Source organism: Delftia sp. ZNC0008, from assembly GCF_000799035.1.
GTDB lineage: Bacteria > Pseudomonadota > Gammaproteobacteria > Burkholderiales > Burkholderiaceae_C > Comamonas > Comamonas tsuruhatensis.
Genome location: NZ_JTKZ01000654.1, coordinates 59,642 through 74,831, shown reverse-complemented (window position 1 = coordinate 74,831; position 15,190 = coordinate 59,642). Strand labels below are relative to the sequence as shown.

At 67.1% G+C, this 15,190-nt stretch carries 14 protein-coding genes; 6 read left to right on the top strand and 8 right to left on the bottom strand.

Translation table 11 applies throughout. The annotated features are described in order from the left end of the window. Positions 1 to 28: 28 nt before the first annotated feature. The gene (locus L995_RS21510) at positions 29 to 868 is read right to left on the bottom strand and encodes an IclR family transcriptional regulator domain-containing protein (RefSeq protein WP_017407349.1); all 840 of its coding nucleotides are present in this window, start codon (positions 866 to 868) and stop codon (positions 29 to 31) included. Between the two features lie 86 nt (positions 869 to 954). Between L995_RS21510 and L995_RS21505 the strand changes: the two genes are divergently transcribed. From L995_RS21505 to L995_RS21485, 5 genes are all read left to right on the top strand, one after another. Beyond that, positions 955 to 1,656, top strand: a complete 702-nt coding sequence (locus L995_RS21505; protein ID WP_012207359.1) for a 3-oxoacid CoA-transferase subunit A — start codon at positions 955 to 957, stop codon at positions 1,654 to 1,656. Positions 1,657 to 1,682: 26 nt separating this feature from the next. Further along, the gene (locus L995_RS21500; RefSeq protein WP_026062883.1) at positions 1,683 to 2,342 is read left to right on the top strand and encodes a 3-oxoacid CoA-transferase subunit B; all 660 of its coding nucleotides are present in this window, start codon (positions 1,683 to 1,685) and stop codon (positions 2,340 to 2,342) included. Between the two features lie 71 nt (positions 2,343 to 2,413). Then, complete coding sequence (pcaF, locus tag L995_RS21495) at positions 2,414 to 3,625, top strand: 3-oxoadipyl-CoA thiolase (protein ID WP_012207361.1); 1,212 nt, start codon at positions 2,414 to 2,416, stop codon at positions 3,623 to 3,625. A gap of 7 nt (positions 3,626 to 3,632) precedes the next feature. Then, the gene (locus tag L995_RS21490; RefSeq protein WP_047473605.1) at positions 3,633 to 4,373 is read left to right on the top strand and encodes an SDR family NAD(P)-dependent oxidoreductase; all 741 of its coding nucleotides are present in this window, start codon (positions 3,633 to 3,635) and stop codon (positions 4,371 to 4,373) included. Between the two features lie 164 nt (positions 4,374 to 4,537). Further along, on the top strand, positions 4,538 to 5,545 hold the full coding sequence (locus tag L995_RS21485; protein WP_047473603.1) for a Bug family tripartite tricarboxylate transporter substrate binding protein: 1,008 nt from the start codon (positions 4,538 to 4,540) through the stop codon (positions 5,543 to 5,545). A 189-nt stretch (positions 5,546 to 5,734) separates the two neighbouring features. Here the strand turns inward: L995_RS21485 and L995_RS21480 are convergent, their stop codons facing one another. From L995_RS21480 to L995_RS21470, 3 genes are all read right to left on the bottom strand, one after another. Then, a complete protein-coding gene (locus L995_RS21480; protein WP_047473602.1) occupies positions 5,735 to 6,532 on the bottom strand; it encodes a hypothetical protein in 798 nt (265 codons plus the stop codon). Between the two features lie 95 nt (positions 6,533 to 6,627). Then, positions 6,628 to 8,145: an alkaline phosphatase gene (locus L995_RS21475; protein WP_047473600.1), complete on the bottom strand. Its 1,518-nt coding sequence runs from the start codon at positions 8,143 to 8,145 to the stop codon at positions 6,628 to 6,630. A gap of 206 nt (positions 8,146 to 8,351) precedes the next feature. Beyond that, positions 8,352 to 9,767 carry an alkaline phosphatase gene (locus tag L995_RS21470; RefSeq protein ID WP_034364801.1) on the bottom strand — a complete coding sequence of 472 codons (1,416 nt, stop codon included), beginning with the start codon at positions 9,765 to 9,767 and terminating at the stop codon, positions 8,352 to 8,354. Between the two features lie 194 nt (positions 9,768 to 9,961). On the opposite strand from L995_RS21470, the gene L995_RS21465 reads away from it, so the two are divergent. Then, positions 9,962 to 11,059 (top strand): MBL fold metallo-hydrolase, encoded by a 1,098-nt coding sequence (locus L995_RS21465; RefSeq protein ID WP_047473597.1) that lies wholly within the window; start codon positions 9,962 to 9,964, stop codon positions 11,057 to 11,059. A gap of 19 nt (positions 11,060 to 11,078) precedes the next feature. Here the strand turns inward: L995_RS21465 and L995_RS21460 are convergent, their stop codons facing one another. The 4 genes from L995_RS21460 to aroB all read right to left on the bottom strand — a co-directional run bounded on the left by L995_RS21460 (position 11,079) and on the right by aroB (position 15,078). After that, positions 11,079 to 11,960, bottom strand: a complete 882-nt coding sequence (locus tag L995_RS21460; RefSeq protein WP_017406651.1) for a class I SAM-dependent methyltransferase — start codon at positions 11,958 to 11,960, stop codon at positions 11,079 to 11,081. Then, positions 11,957 to 12,577, bottom strand: coding sequence for a DUF1415 domain-containing protein (locus L995_RS21455; protein ID WP_016445546.1), 621 nt, complete (start codon positions 12,575 to 12,577; stop codon positions 11,957 to 11,959). Before L995_RS21455 ends, L995_RS21460 begins: the two co-directional genes overlap by 4 nt. A gap of 138 nt (positions 12,578 to 12,715) precedes the next feature. Further along, positions 12,716 to 13,894, bottom strand: a complete 1,179-nt coding sequence (locus tag L995_RS21450) for a deoxyguanosinetriphosphate triphosphohydrolase (RefSeq protein WP_047473594.1) — start codon at positions 13,892 to 13,894, stop codon at positions 12,716 to 12,718. Positions 13,895 to 13,959: 65 nt separating this feature from the next. Next, positions 13,960 to 15,078, bottom strand: a complete 1,119-nt coding sequence (gene aroB / locus L995_RS21445; RefSeq protein WP_047473592.1) for a 3-dehydroquinate synthase — start codon at positions 15,076 to 15,078, stop codon at positions 13,960 to 13,962. Positions 15,079 to 15,190: the final 112 nt, after the last annotated feature.

The following is a 15,190-nucleotide window of genomic DNA, read 5'->3' as shown; positions in this document are numbered from 1 at the left end:
GCGCTGCCGCACTGCGCCACACTCCGTTTTACAGGGAAAGACGCGACGAGGCCCTCAGCAGCTGGCTCACCAGCTGCGTGGCAGCCAGCAGCCGGGGCAGCAGTTGCACGCGCATCATCTCGGCGCTGTTGCGGTTGGCCTGGCCGCTGATGTTGAGCGCGGCCACGGTGCGCCCTGCCGCGTTCTTCACGGGCGCCGCGATGGAGATCAGGCCTTCGGCCAATTCCTGGTCCACCAGGGCCCAGCCCTGGGCGCGCACCTCCAGAATGCGCTGGCGCAGGCGCTCGTCGTTCTGCTCGGTCAGCGCCGTGAACTGGCGGCGCTCGCGCGCATCCAGCAGGGCCTGCAGGGATTCATCGCTCTCGCCGGCCAGCAGCACGCGCCCCATCGAAGTCCAGCAGGCCGGCAGGCGCGAGCCCACGCTGAGGTTGGTGCTCATGATCTTGTGGGTGTGCACGCGCAGCACATAGACGATGTCGCCCCCATCGAGCACGGCGGCCGAGCAGGACTCCTTGACCTCGTCGACCAGGTTCTCCATCACGGGCTCGGCCAGGTTCCAGACCGGGGTGGAACTGAGGTAGGCAAAGCCCAGTTCCATGATGCGCGGCGTGAGCTGGAACAGCTTGCCGTCGCTCTTCACATAGCCCAGCGTCTGCAGCGTCAGCAGGATGCGCCGGGCCCCGGCGCGCGTGAGCCCCGTGCGCGCCGCCACCTCGCTGAGCGTCTGCGCGGGCGCCTCGGCGCTGAACGAGCGGATCACGCCCAGGCCGCGCGCAAAGGACTGCACATAGCTGTCGCCGGGGCGCGGCGTACCGCCCTCTTCTTCAACCCCACCTGTGGAAATTACGGAAGCGGCATTTTTTTCCATGGCTCTATAATTCTTTCTGCGAACTTTTGTTCTACATACGAACATTTTAGCGCAGCGCCAGCGGCCTGCATACCGGAGACAAGCAAGTGATCAACAAAATCACCGACACCATCGCCGAGGCGTTGTCGGGCGTCCAGGACGGCTCCACCGTGCTGATCGGGGGCTTCGGCACCTCGGGCAATCCCACCGAACTCATCGACGGCCTGATCGCCCAGGGCGCACGCGAGCTGACCGTGGTCAACAACAACGCGGGCAACGGAGACCAGGGGCTGGCCGCGCTGCTCAAGAGCGGCCAGGTGCGCAAGATCATCTGCAGCTTCCCCCGCCAGGTGGACAGCTGGGTGTTCGACGACCTGTACCGCAGCGGCAAGATCGAGCTGGAACTCGTGCCCCAGGGCAACCTGGCCGAGCGCCTGCGCGCCGCCGGCGCCGGCATCGGCGGCTTCTTCTGTCCCACGGCCTATGGCACGGAGCTGGCCAACGGCAAGGAAACGCGCGAGATCAACGGCAAGCACTATGTGCTGGAGCATCCCATCCACGGCGACGTGGCACTGGTCAAGGCCGAGAAGGGCGACCGCTGGGGCAACCTCACCTACCGCATGTCGGCCCGCAACTTCGGGCCCGTGATGGCCACGGCGGCCAAGCACACGATCGCCACCGTGCACGAGATCGTGGAGCTGGGCGCGCTGGACCCCGAGGCCGTGGTCACGCCCGGCATATACGTGAGCCAGATCGTGAAGATCGACCGCGTGGCCACCCAGGCCGGCGGCTTCAAGAAAACCGCATGAGCGCCCCAACCGCCGAAAGCAAGAGCATGAGCAGCTACCAGAAACGCAGCAAGCAAGAGCTGGCCCGGCGCGTGGCCGAAGACATCTTCGACGGCGCCTACGTCAACCTGGGCATCGGCATGCCCACCCAGGTGGCCAACCACATCCCGGCCGGCCGCGAGGTCATCCTGCAAAGCGAGAACGGCATCCTGGGCATGGGCCCGGCGCCCGCCGAAGGCCAGGAGGACTATGACCTGACCAATGCCGGCAAGCAGCCCGTCACCCTGCTGCCGGGCGGCTGCTACTTCCACCATGCCGACAGCTTCGCCATGATGCGCGGCGGCCACCTGGACATCTGCGTGCTGGGCGCCTTCCAGGTCTCGGCCACGGGCGACCTGGCCAACTGGAGCACGGGCGAGGCCGGTGCCATTCCCGCCGTGGGCGGCGCCATGGACCTGGCCGTGGGTGCACGCCAGACCTGGGTGATGATGGACCTGCTGACCAAGACCGGCGAATGCAAGGTCGTCGAGGCCTGCAGCTATCCGCTCACGGGCCTGTCCTGCGTCAAGCGCATCTACACCGACCTGTGCACGCTGGAATGCACGCCCGAGGGCCTGCGCCTGATCGACACCGTGCCCGGCCTCTCGCACGCCGAGCTGCAGTCCATCGTGGGCCTGCCCATCAAGGACGCGACGGCCACGGCCTGATCCCTCCGCTCCCCCAGTGGGTGCGCTGCGGCGCACCCCGGCACCTCTTCATTCTTTTCCCAGGAGACACCATGAGCCAGTCCAACCAGGCCTTCATCTGCGACGCCATCCGCACCCCCTTCGGCCGCTACGGCGGCGCCCTGTCCCCGGTGCGTGCCGATGACCTCGGCGCCGTGCCGATCAAGGCGCTGATGGAGCGCAACCCCGGCGTGGACTGGACGGCCGTGGCCGACGTGCTCTACGGTTGCGCCAACCAGGCCGGCGAAGACAACCGCAACGTGGCGCGCATGTCCGCCCTGCTGGCCGGCCTGCCCATCGATGTGCCGGGCGCCACCATCAACCGCCTGTGCGGTTCGGGCCTGGACGCCGTGGGCACGGCCGCGCGCGCCATCAAGGCGGGCGAGGCCCGCCTGATGATCGCGGGCGGCGTGGAAAGCATGAGCCGCGCCCCCTTCGTCATGCCCAAGGCCGAAAGCGCCTTCAGCCGCAGCAACGCCGTGTACGACACCACCATCGGCTGGCGCTTCGTCAACAAGCTGATGAAGCAGCAGTACGGCGTGGACTCCATGCCCGAGACGGCCGAGAACGTGGCCGACGACTTCAAGATCGAGCGCGAAGCCCAGGACCGCATGGCCCTGGCCAGCCAGCAAAAGGCGGCCGCCGCCATCGCGGCCGGCTACCTGGCCAAGGAAATCGTGTCCGTGTCCATTGCCCAGAAGAAGGGCGACGCCATCGTGGTGAGCCAGGACGAACATCCGCGCGCCACCACCATCGAGGCGCTGGCCAAGCTCAAGGGCGTGGTGCGCCCGGATGGCACGGTGACGGCCGGCAATGCCAGCGGCGTGAACGACGGCGCCTGCGCCCTGCTGCTGGCCAACGAGGAAGCCGCCAGGCAATACAACCTGGTGCCCCGCGCCCGCGTGGTCGGCATGGCCGTGGCCGGCGTGGCCCCGCGCATCATGGGCTTCGGCCCCGCGCCTGCCGTGCGCAAGGTGCTGGCCCTGACCGGCCTGACGCTGGAGCAGATGGACGTGATCGAGCTGAACGAAGCCTTCGCCGCGCAGGGCCTGGCCGTGCTGCGCGATCTGGGTATTGCCGACGATGACCGCCGCGTCAACCAATGGGGCGGCGCCATTGCGCTGGGCCATCCGCTGGGCGCCTCCGGTGCCCGCCTGGCTACCACGGCCGTGAACCAGCTGCACACGCTGGGCGGCCGCTACGCGCTGTGCACCATGTGCATCGGCGTGGGCCAGGGCATTGCCGTGATCCTGGAAAAGGTCTGAGACAGCGATGAGCACCGTGGACAACAAGACACCCGTCACCGTGGTCAGCGGCGCCAGCAACGGCATCGGCCGCGCCATCGCCGAGGCCCTGCTGGCCCAGGGCCGCGCCGTGGTCAATCTCGACTACGTGCTGCCCGACTGGAGCCATCCGCTGCTGGTGAGCTACCAGGCCGACCTGACCAGCGAGCAGGCCACCGCCGAGGCGGCGGCCCGCATTGCCGCCGCGCACAACGTGGTGGCCCTGGTCAACAACGCGGGCGCCACGCGTCCCGGCACCATCGACAACGCCAGCACCCGGCATCTGGACGATGTGGTGGGACTGCACCTGCGCGCGCCCATGCTGCTGGTGCAGGCCTTCCTGCCCACGCTGCGTGCCTGCGGCGAGGGCCGCATCGTGAACATGTCCTCGCGCGCCGCGCTGGGCAAGCCCGACCGCATCGTCTACTCGGCGACCAAGGCGGGCCTGATCGGCCTGACGCGCACCCTGGCGATGGAGCTGGGCCGCGACCGCATCACGGTCAATGCCCTGGGCCCCGGCCCCATCGCCACCGAGCTGTTCACCAAGAGCAACCCCGAAGGCGCGCCGCAGACCCAGCGCATCCTCAACAGCATTGCCGTGGGCCGCATGGGCACACCGGAAGACGTGGCGCGCGCCGCGCTGTTCTTCCTGTCGCCCGACAACGGCTTCGTCACCGGCCAGGTGCTCTACATCTGCGGCGGCACCACGCTGGGCGTGGCGCCCGTCTGACCGACCCGTTTAACCGAACGCCTTCCCAGGCACAACCCCCTTCAAGAAGAACCACTGGAAGCGCCCGCCTGCACAGGCGTGCGCCACACAGGGCATTGCCCTGGCCCAGCCCGGCGTTGCCGGGCCCGGCCATCCACCTTATTGCCGAATCAGGAGACCTCTCGATGTTTGATCAAACCACCCGTTTCACCCGCCGCCGTGGCCTGCAGACGCTGGCCGCCGCATCCCTGACCGCGCTCGGCGCCCTGTCCGGCACCGCCGCCCTGGCCCAGGACGGCTTCCCCAGCAAGCCCATCACCATCCTCGTGCCCTTCGCCGCTGGCGGCACCACCGACATCCTGGCGCGCATCGTCGCCCAGGCGCTGCAGCAGGAGCTGGGCCAGACCGTGATCGTGGACAACAAGCCCGGCGCGGGCGGCAACATCGGCGCCGTGGCCGCCGCACGTGCGCCGGCCGACGGCTACACGCTGTTCATGGGCACCGTGGGCACGCATGCCATCAATGCCGCGCTCTACGCCAAGCCCGGCTTCGACCCCATCAAGGACTTCTCGCCCCTGACGCGCGTGGCCAACGTGCCCAACCTGCTGGTAGCCCACCCCAGCCAGCCGTTCAAGACCGTCAAGGAAATGATCGCCTATGCGCGTGCCAACCCCGGCAAGCTGAACTACGGCTCCTCGGGCAGCGGCAGCTCCATCCACCTGTCGGGCGAGCTGTTCCGCTCCATGACGGGCCTGGACATGGTGCACGTGCCCTACAAGGGCAGCGCCCCGGCCATCACCGACCTGCTGGGCAACCAGATCGCCATCATGTTCGACAACATGCCCTCGGCCATCCAGCATGTGCGCTCGGGCAAGCTGCGTCCCATCGCCGTGACCACGGCCAAGCGCTCGCCGGAACTGCCCGATGTGCCCACCGTGGCCGAAGCCGGCGTGCCCGGCTACGAAGCCACTTCGTGGTTCGGCCTGTGGACCCAGGCCAAGACGCCCGCTGCCGTGCAGCAGCGCCTGTACACGGCCATTGCCAAGGTGCTCAAGGACCCGGCCGTGGTCAAGAAGATCAACGACCAGGGCGGTGACGTCGTGATCGACACGCCGGCCGAATTCCTCGCCTACATCAAGGCCGAATCGACGAAGTGGAGCAAGGTCGTAAAAGACTCCGGAGCACAGGTGTAACTGGCCTCCCCCTGAGCCGCTGCGCGGCTTCCCCCTGAAGGGGGACGGCGCCATCGCCGCGAGGCGGCTCTTGCTCGGCGCCCCTGGTGTTAGGCTGCGCCGGTTTCCAGCGCCATGCGTTTGAGCATTGAAATGGGGAATAAAAAAGAGCTGCCTCCGGGCAGCTCTTTGCATTGGGGTGTCAGGTGCTCAATCCAGCAGATCGGAGTAGTCGCCCTTGTCGTAGCCTTCGATGGCCTTCCAGGGCTGGGCCAGCGGTGCGGGCAGCTTGCTGGCGGTGACGACGATGCGCTCGGTGCCGTGGGAGTCGCTGCGCTCCACGCGGCGGGCGAACTGGTTGGCCACGTCCCAGTCGATGACAGTGGTCTGCTCGCCTGCCGTGCCGCGGTAGCGCTGCACGCCGTTGTGCGGCTTGCCCACGCGCTCCATGCCCTGCAGCGCGGTGGGAGGCACGATCCAGTACACGTTGTCGAAGGAGCCGCCGTAGCCCACGTTGCCGTGGTGGGCCAGGTCCACGCTGATGACGCGCCGCAGCTTGGCCAGGATGACTTCCACGCCGACCTTGCCGTCATCGGCACGGCGGATGGACAGGGGTGCGGCGCGGGCTTCGTCATGGGCGTGGCCGGCGTGCGGGCCGTGGGCATGGTCGTGACCGTGCTCCTGGCTCTGGCGCAGGGCGGCGGGCATTTCGCGCTCTATCCACAGCTGGGCCTTGCGACGGTAGACGCGGTTGGTATAGACGCTGCTGCGCTGCACGCCGTCGCTGCCCACGCTCATGGCTTCATAGGTGATGCGCAGGTCGGCTTCGGGCGTGGCCTGCACGGCGGCCGTGGTGCGTGCCACGGAATCAGCGGGGACTGCGGCCGTGGGTGCGGATGCCGCCGCCTTGGCCGGCTCGGCGGCCCATGCTGCGGAGACGGAGCAGGCCAGCAGCGCGGCCGCGTAGATGTGGCGCGCCGCGCGCGGCGCCGGAAGGGAAAGCGTCATGGAATCCAGCCAATGCGAAAAAACCGGGGCCGGGCACACGCATGTGCCACGGCTCCGGCCAGGGGTTGGCAAGCAGCCAACGAAGGAAGAAACAATTACAGGCCAGCGGCTTCGCGGACCTTGGAGAACACCTTGGTGTTGTCCATCGTGCCCTTGAAGATCCTGGCTCCCGCGCCGCCAGCGAACAGCATCACGTCGCCACCGCCATGGGTCTCGGAGCCCGGCGTGCCCAGGTTCAGGCCCACCTCCTGCAGGTAGTTGTCGTCCGTGGTGTCCACGCCGCGGAGGTCCTGGCGCTCCGCGCCGCGCGTGGGCGCGATCCAGGGCTTGTTGCCATCTTCGGCATTGACCTGGCTGGAGGCCGTGGCGTTGGGACGTCCGCCATTGCCGAAGGCCAGCGTGGTGTAGGGCTTGCCGTCCTGGGCCTTGGCCATCTGGCCGCTCTGGTAGTCCTGCACCTTGCCCAGGATGGGGTTGCCGATCTTGGAGTAGCCGTTGAACACCATGTTGTGGTCGTGATCGGCGGTGACGACGATCAGCGTGTTCTTCAGGCCCGGATCCTTCTTTTCCATGTAGGCCATGGCGGTCTCGATGGCGCGGTCGAAGGCCAACGTGTCTTCCAGCGCACGCTTGGCATTGGTGCCGTGCAGTGCGTGGTCGATGCGGCCGCCTTCCACCATCAGGAAGAAGCCCTTGTCATTGCGGCTGAGCACGTCCAGCGCCTTGCCGGTCATGTCGGACAGGCTGGGCTCGTCCAGCCTTTGCTTGACGCGGTCCAGCTCGTAGGCCATTTCGCTTTGCGTGAACAGGCCCAGCAGCTTGGGCGCCTTGGTCGCGTCCAGGGCCGCCAGCTCGCTGCCCTTGGCGACATAGGCGTAGCCCTTGGCCTTCATCATGTCCACGAGGTTGGCCGTGTCCGTGCGCTTGCTGCTGGGGTTGACCGACTTGGGCAGGTAGTTGCGCTGGCCGCCACCCATGAGCACGTCGATGCCATCGCCCAGCCTGGCGTTGTAGTTGGCATGGCCGGGCACGGACTGCTCGGCAATGCTGTTGTAGCCATTGCGGTTGCAGATATGGGCATAGGTGGCCGCAGGCGTGGCATGGCCCACGCGCGTGGTGGAGATGGCGCCCACGGCGCGGCCCTTGGCCTTGGACAGCTCCAGCAGGGTCTGCGCGGGTTGGCCGTTGCCGGCCGGGCAGGTGGTGTCCTCGCCGTTGATGTACTGCTGGCCGTTGGCCGCGTAGGCCATGGTCTCGGCCGACATGGAGATGACTTCGTTGTTCATCTTCACGCCGGTCATGTAGGCGGCCATCGAGGGCGCGCTGTCCGTGGTCTGGCCATCGCGCGAGAAGGTCTTGATGCGGCTGGCGTAGGGAAGGGACTGCATGGTCAGCGTGGCGCGTTCGCTGCTGGCCAGGGAGCCGGCCTTTTCGGCCAGCTGCTTTTCACCCTTGTAGATGCGCGCGGCGGTCACGGTGACCGGGCCCATGCCGTCGCCAAGGAAGAAGATGACGTTCTTGGCCTCGCCAGCCGCATGGGCTGCAGGCGCCAGCAGCGCCAGCGCGCCGGCCACCGCCAGGGCGAGGGAGGTCTTTTGGAGGATCGGATGCATGTGGAATTCCTTGAATACTTTGAATGCCTTGATTGCGGTACAAGACCCCGGTCGTACAGCGTGCTAGGACCGCATGAAACCGGCGTGGCCCAGGCGGCGGACGCCGAGCAAGGGCCGCCCCGCAGCGAGGGCGTCGTCGGCTGCCCGCACGCCCCCCTCCCGCGAAGCGAGAGAGGGGGAAGCGACGCAGTCGCTCAGGGGGTGTTTCATTGCAAGCCGATGCTCTTCTTGATCAGGTTGAACACGGCCGTGTTGTCGATCACGCCCGAGAACGTATCGGCACCCATGCCTTGAGCCCCCAGGAACACGTCGCCGCCGCCGTGGGTTTCGGAGGCCAGGGGCACCACGGCCTCCTGCAGGTAGTCGGGGCTCTCCAGCGAAGCCGCGTCGATGGGGCCGCGCGTGGCCAGGCGCTTGGGACCGTTGCCGAAGCCCAGGATGGTGTAGGGATTGCCATCCACATCGGTGGAGGCCTTGCCGTCCACGTAGTTCTTGACCAGGCCCAGCACGCCGGGCTTGCCGGCCTCGGTCTTGCCGGTGCGCGCGGCATAGCCGTTCAGGTGCAGCGTGTGGTCATGGTCGGCTGTGACGACGATCAGCGTGTTCTTCAGGCCCGGATCGAGCTTGGCCATCTTGTCCAGCGCGGTCTGGATGGCGTTGTCGAAGGCCACGGTATCCTGCAGCGCGCGGCGCGCGTTGGTGGCGTGCAGTGCATGGTCGATGCGGCCGCCTTCCACCATCAGGAAGAAGCCCTTCTTCTTGGCCGACAGCGCGTCGATGGCCTTGCCCGTCATCTCGGCCAGGCTCGGTTCCTTGGTCGCGTCGCGGTCCAGGTCATAGGCCATGTGGTCCTTGGTGAACAGGCCGGCGATCTTGCTGCCGTCCACGGGCAGCTTGTCGAACTCGCTCTTGTTGGCGGCGTAGCTGTACTTTTGCGTCTTGAACTCGGCGATCAGGTTGCGGCTGTCGTTGCGGCGGCCGCCGTCGGCCTTGGGCGTGAAGTAGTACGAGCCACCGCCCAGGATCACGTCCACGCCGTCGCCGAGCTTGCTGTTGTAGCCGGATCCGCCAGGCACCAGGGCCGCGGCAATGGTGTTTTCCGCATCGCGGTGGCAGACGTGCGAATAGGTGGTTGCCGGCGTGGCATGCGTGATGCGCGCGGTGGAGACCACGCCCGTGCCGTAGCCGGCGGACTTCATCTGCTCGAGCAGCGTGGGAACGGCCTGGCCGTTGCCGCTGGGGCAGGTGCTGTCGTAGTTGGTGTGATAGGCCTTGCCGCTGGCATCCGTGGCCTTGGTGTCGGGCGTCATGGAGATGACTTCGTTGTTCATCTTCACGCCGGTCATGTAGGCGGCCATCGAGGGCGCGCTGTCCGTCACCTGGGCGTCGTTCGAGAAGGTGTGGACGAAGGCCGTCTCGGGCAGCTTGTCCATGGTCAGCTCACCGTCTTCGCCCACGCTGTAGATGCGCGCGGCGGTCATGGTGGTGATGCCCATGCCGTCACCCAGGAAGAACAGCACGTTCTTGGTCGGGGTGGCAGCGGACGATCCATCGCTGCCGCCACAGGCGCTCAACAGCAGCGACGCACCGGCCAGCGCGCTGCACAACATCTTCAGTTTCATGCGGATATCCCTCTGTAGGCAGGGGACCCCGCGGCAAGGCCGCGCCCTCCCCCTGTTGATTGATTTGTGCACTGTAGGAACAGCCCGTGACGAGCCAGTGACAGTCAGCCCAGGCCGGCAGGCGTATCGTTGCAGGCAAGGCGCTGAGGGCCGGATAGCATTGCGGCCAACCCAGCGACGGAACAAGGAACCCCATGAACCAGACAGCCCAAGACCCGATCGCCTCGCAGGCCCCGGAAGCGCCGCCCAGGCCGGTGCTCGACTACCCGTTCGAGGCGCCGCCGCAGCGCGGGCAGACGCTGGAGGTGGCGCCCGGCGTGCTCTGGCTGCGCATGCCCCTGCCCTATGCGCTGGACCACATCAATCTCTGGGCCATCGATGACGGCCAGGGCTGGGCCATCGTCGATACGGGTGCGCGCACCGACGAAGGCGTGGCCACCTGGCGCGCGCTGTTCTCCCAATCCACCGATGGCCGCTCGCTGACGCGCGTCTTCGTCACCCACATGCACCCCGACCATGTGGGTCTGGCCGGATGGCTGACGCGCAAGTTCCATGTGCCCCTGTACATGACGCGCCTGGAGTACCTCAACTGCCGCGTCGTGGTCTCGGACTGCAGCCGCGAGGCCCCGCCCGACGCCATCGCCTTCTACCGCCGCGCAGGCTGGAGCGACAGCGCACTGGAGTCCTACCGCGCCCGCTTCGGCAACTTCGGCAAGCACATCCATGCCCTGCCCGACAGCTACCGCCGCCTGCACGATGGAGAGGAACTGCGCATAGGAAAACACCTGTGGCGCGTGGTGGTCGGCAGCGGCCACTCGCCCGAGCACGCCAGCCTGTACTGCCCCGATCTCAAGCTGCTGATCTCGGGCGACCAGGTGCTGCCGCGCATCTCGTCCAACGTCTCGGTCCACCCCATGGAACCCGACGCCAACCCCATGGCCGACTGGATGGAGTCTCTGGAAAAGGTCAGGCGCGAAGTGCCCGACGATGTGCTCGTCCTGCCCGCGCACGGCGATTGCTTTCGCGGCCTGCATGCGCGCATCGATTCGCTGGTGGCAGGCCAGGAACGTGCCAGCGACCGGCTGCTGGCCGCCCTGGCCGAGCCGCGTCGCGCCGTCGATGTCTTCGGCGCCCTCTTCTCACGCCCGATCAGCGAATCCAGCCCCGCCCTGCTGGGCATGGCCACGGGCGAAAGCCTGGCCTGCCTGAATCATTTGATGCATGCGGGGCAGGTGCAGCGCAGCATCGATGCCGATGGCATCGCCTGGTACCGCGCCGTGGCGGGGGCCTGAGACTGCAGCGGCAACCGGCTCAGGCTGCCTGCAGCAGCGGATAGCGCTGCGCCATCGCATCCTGCAGGCCGAACTCTGCCAGGATGGCGCGCATGCGCTCGACCGCACTGCGCTTTTTCTGCCCCGTGTAGCGCGCAATGATCAGCTCGTTCTTCATGCTGTGCTCCCAGCCCACCAGCTCGGTCACGGTGACCTGGTAGCCGCAGGCCTCCAGGTACAGGCAGCGCAGCACGTTGGTGAGCTGGCTGCCCATTTCGCGGGTGTGTATGGGATGGCGCCACAGTTCGGCCAGCGGCGTGCGCGTCAGGCTCAGCGCCTTGGTCTGGCGCAGGCAGGCTGCGACCTCGGCCTGGCAGCAGGGCACCAGCACCATGGCCTTGGCCTTCTTCTCCAGGCCGAAGGCGATGGCGTCGTCGGTGGCGGTGTCGCAGGCGTGCAGGGCCGTGACCACGTCGAATTGCGCAGGCATGAAGTCGGCATGCGTGGACTCGGCCACCGACATATTCAGAAAGCCCATGCGCTCGAAGCCCAGCTCGGCAGCCAGCTTCTGCGAAGCCTCCACCAGCGGCGCGCGCGTTTCTATGCCGTAGATATGGCCGCGCCCCAGCGGCTTGAAATACAGGTCGTAGAGGATGAATCCCAGGTAGGACTTGCCGGCGCCGTGGTCGGCCAGGGTGACCGCATGGCCGTCGGCCGACAGTTCTTCGAGGATGGGCGCGATGAACTGGTAGAGGTGGTAGACCTGCTTGAGCTTGCGGCGCGAATCCTGGTTGATCTTGCCTTCGCGCGTGAGGATGTGCAGTGCCTTGAGCAGTTCAATGGACTGGCCGGGCTTGAGGCCCAGTTGCGCGGTCACATCCTGCTCGGGCTTTGCGGCAGGCTTGCCCTGGCGCGCCTTCATTCGGCAGCGCCCGGCTTGGCTGCGTGCGCCATAGGGCAGCGCGCGCCCACACCCAGGTCCAGCCAGCCTTCGATGCCGATCTTCTCCAGCGTCTCCATGTTGCGCTCGTAGATGGATTCGGCTTCGGGGAACACCTCGACCGCCTTGTCTATGCTGTCCTCGCGCAGCAGGTGCAGCGTGGGATAGGGAGAGCGGTTGGTGCAGTTGGTGACGTCGTCGGCTTCGGTGCCCTCGAACTGGAACTGCGGGTGGAACGAGGCCACCTGCAGGATGCCGCCCAGGTCCAGCTCCTCGACCATGGCGTCGGCCACTTCGAGAAAGTCGTTGAAGTCCAGGAAGTCCTGCAATGCGTGCGGCAGGATCAGCAGCGTGGTGTCGCGCTTGTCCGGGGAGGCCTCGGCCAGCGCCTCCAGCTCGCGGTGCAGGTCTGCCGCCACGCCTTCGGCGTCGGTGGCCTGGCTGACCGTGTAGTGGATCTGGCCCTTGATGTGCACGCCCTTGGCGAAGGGGCACAGGTTCAGGCCGATCACGGCCTTTTCGAGCCAGTGCACCGTATCCTCGATCACGGTGACAGGCGGAAACTCGGCCGCGCGAATCTCGTGGTTGGTATCGGTCATGGCTGTGCCCTTCAAAAATGCGAACGGGGGCACTGCGCCCCCAGACATTGCGAAACCGTCCAGGAACCCTTCCCTGCCCTGTCACGCAGGGTCCGCATTCTAGCCGCGCCGCCCCGGCGACGCCGTTGCTCGGATTTCTCAGCCCAGCAGGCGCAGGCCTGTCAGCAGCTCATGCTCGCGGGCCGCGTAGCGGTCCGTCATCCCGGCGATGAAGTCGGCCACCACCCGCGCACGCGCCGATACGTCCTCGGCCAGCATGGCCCGCTGCACGAAGCGCGGCTTCATGCGGTCGGGCTCGACCATGTAGGCCGCAAACAGCTCGGCCACCACCTGCTGCGCGCCTTCCATGGTCTTCACCACCTGCTCATGGCGGTAGAGATTGCGGAACAGGAACTGCTTGAGCTGCTGCGACTGCTGCCTCATGGTATCGCTGAAGCCCACCAGAGGGCCAGGCTGGGCGCGCACCTCGTCCACCGAACAGGGCCGCGCCTGCGCAATGCGCTGCTGCGTGGCGGCGATCACGTCATAGACCTGATCGCTGAGCATGCGGCGGATGCTTTCGTACAGCAGGCGCCGCTCGGCCAGTGGCATGCCCAGTTGAGGATGCTCGGCCAGTGTTGCGTCGTGATAGCGCGCGAACAGGGGAACAGCCTCGCACAGCTGGGGCATGGTGATCAGGCCGGAGCGCACGCCATCGTCCACGTCATGGGCGTTGTAGGCAATGGCATCGGCCAGGTTGCACAGCTGGGCCTCCAGCGAAGGCTGCCGGCCCAGCAGAAAACGCTGCGCCACCCCGCCGGGCTCGCGCGCCTCCAGGTGCTCGGCATTGGTGCGCGAGCAATGCTTGAGAACGCCCTCGCGCGTCTCGAAGCTCAGGTTCAGGCCGTCAAAGGCTGGATAGCGCTCTTCCAGCCGGTCCACCACGCGCAGGCTTTGCAGGTTGTGCTCGAAGCCGCCATGCGGCTGCATGCAGGCATTGAGCGCATCCTGGCCCGCATGGCCGAAGGGGGTGTGGCCCAGGTCGTGGGCCAGACAGATGGCCTCGACCAGATCTTCGTCAAGTTGCAGCGATCGGGCCACCGAGCGGCCCAGCTGGGCCACTTCCAGCGAGTGCGTCAGGCGGGTGCGGAACAGGTCGCCCTCATGGTTGACGAAGACCTGGGTCTTGTAGACCAGGCGCCGGAAGGCCGAGGAATGGACGATGCGGTCCCGGTCGCGCTGGAAGTCGCTGCGCGTGGGCGCAGGCGCCTCCGGGAAACGCCGCCCCCGGCTGAGCGCCGGGTTGCAGGCATAGGGGGCCAGGGCCTGTTTCTGCATTCGATCGCCTCATCATGCTGACAAGGGCACTCTAGCAGTTCTGGCTTGCCCCCCAGCGCCGCGCGTCAGGCGCAGCAGGCGTCTATGACTTCGCGCACCAAGGCATCGGGCGCCGAGCGCATGACGGCCTTTCCCGGCCCGTCAATGAGAACGAAGCGGATCTCGCCCGCCTCGGACTTCTTGTCCACGCGCATCAGCTCCAGATAGCGGCCAGCGTTGTCACGCTCATCCAGCACGGCGCCGCGCACCGGCAGGCCCGCACGTTCGATCAGCACGCGCAGCCTTTGCACAAAGGCGGCATCCACCAGGCCAAGGCGCTGCGACAGCTCGGCCGCCATGACCATGCCGGCGCCCACGCCTTCGCCGTGCAGCCAGTTGCCGTAGCCCATGCCGGCTTCGATCGCATGCCCGAAGGTGTGGCCGAAATTGAGAATGGCGCGCAATCCGGCCTCTTTCTCGTCCTGCCCCACCACCCAGGCCTTGATCTCCACGCTGCGCTTGATCGCGTGCGCCAGTGCAGTGCGGTCGCGGGCAAGCAAGGCATCCATGTTCTCCTCCAGCCAGGCCAGGAAGTCCATGTCGGCGATGGGCCCGTACTTGATGACCTCGGCCAGGCCGGCGCTCAGCTCGCGCACGGGCAGCGTGTCCAGCGAGGCCAGATCGCAAACCACCAGCTGCGGCTGGTAGAAGGCGCCGATCATGTTCTTGCCCAGCGGATGGTTGATGGCGGTCTTGCCGCCCACCGACGAGTCCACCTGCGACAACAGCGTGGTGGGCACTTGCACGAAGGGCACGCCGCGCATGTAGCTGGCGGCAGCAAAGCCCGTCATGTCGCCGATGACGCCGCCGCCCAGCGCGAACAGCACGGTCTTGCGGTCGCAACCACCGGACAGCAGGTCATCGAAGATCAGATTCAGCGTCTGCCAGTCCTTGTGGGCCTCGCCATCGGGCAGCACCACGGTCCGCACGCTGCGGTAGCGCTGCTCCAGCACGCGGCGCAGTGCGGGCTCATAGAGCGGTGCGACCACATCGTTGCTGACGATGACGGCCTGTGCCGCAGAAGGCAGCGCGGCATAGGTGGCCGCCTGGTCCAGCAGGCCGGTGCCGATGGCAATCGGATAGGAGCGCTCACCCAGGTCAATGGTCACGACCTGGGCAGCAGGCGAGGAGGAGGCGTGGGGCAAGATGATGTCGCTCCAGGGGAGAAAGAATGAAAAGGTTTCCGCGACACGGCAGCGCGCCCGGCAACTGCCGATCTTAAAGAAAAAGGCCTCGGCAAGTGCCGAGGCCTTTGGT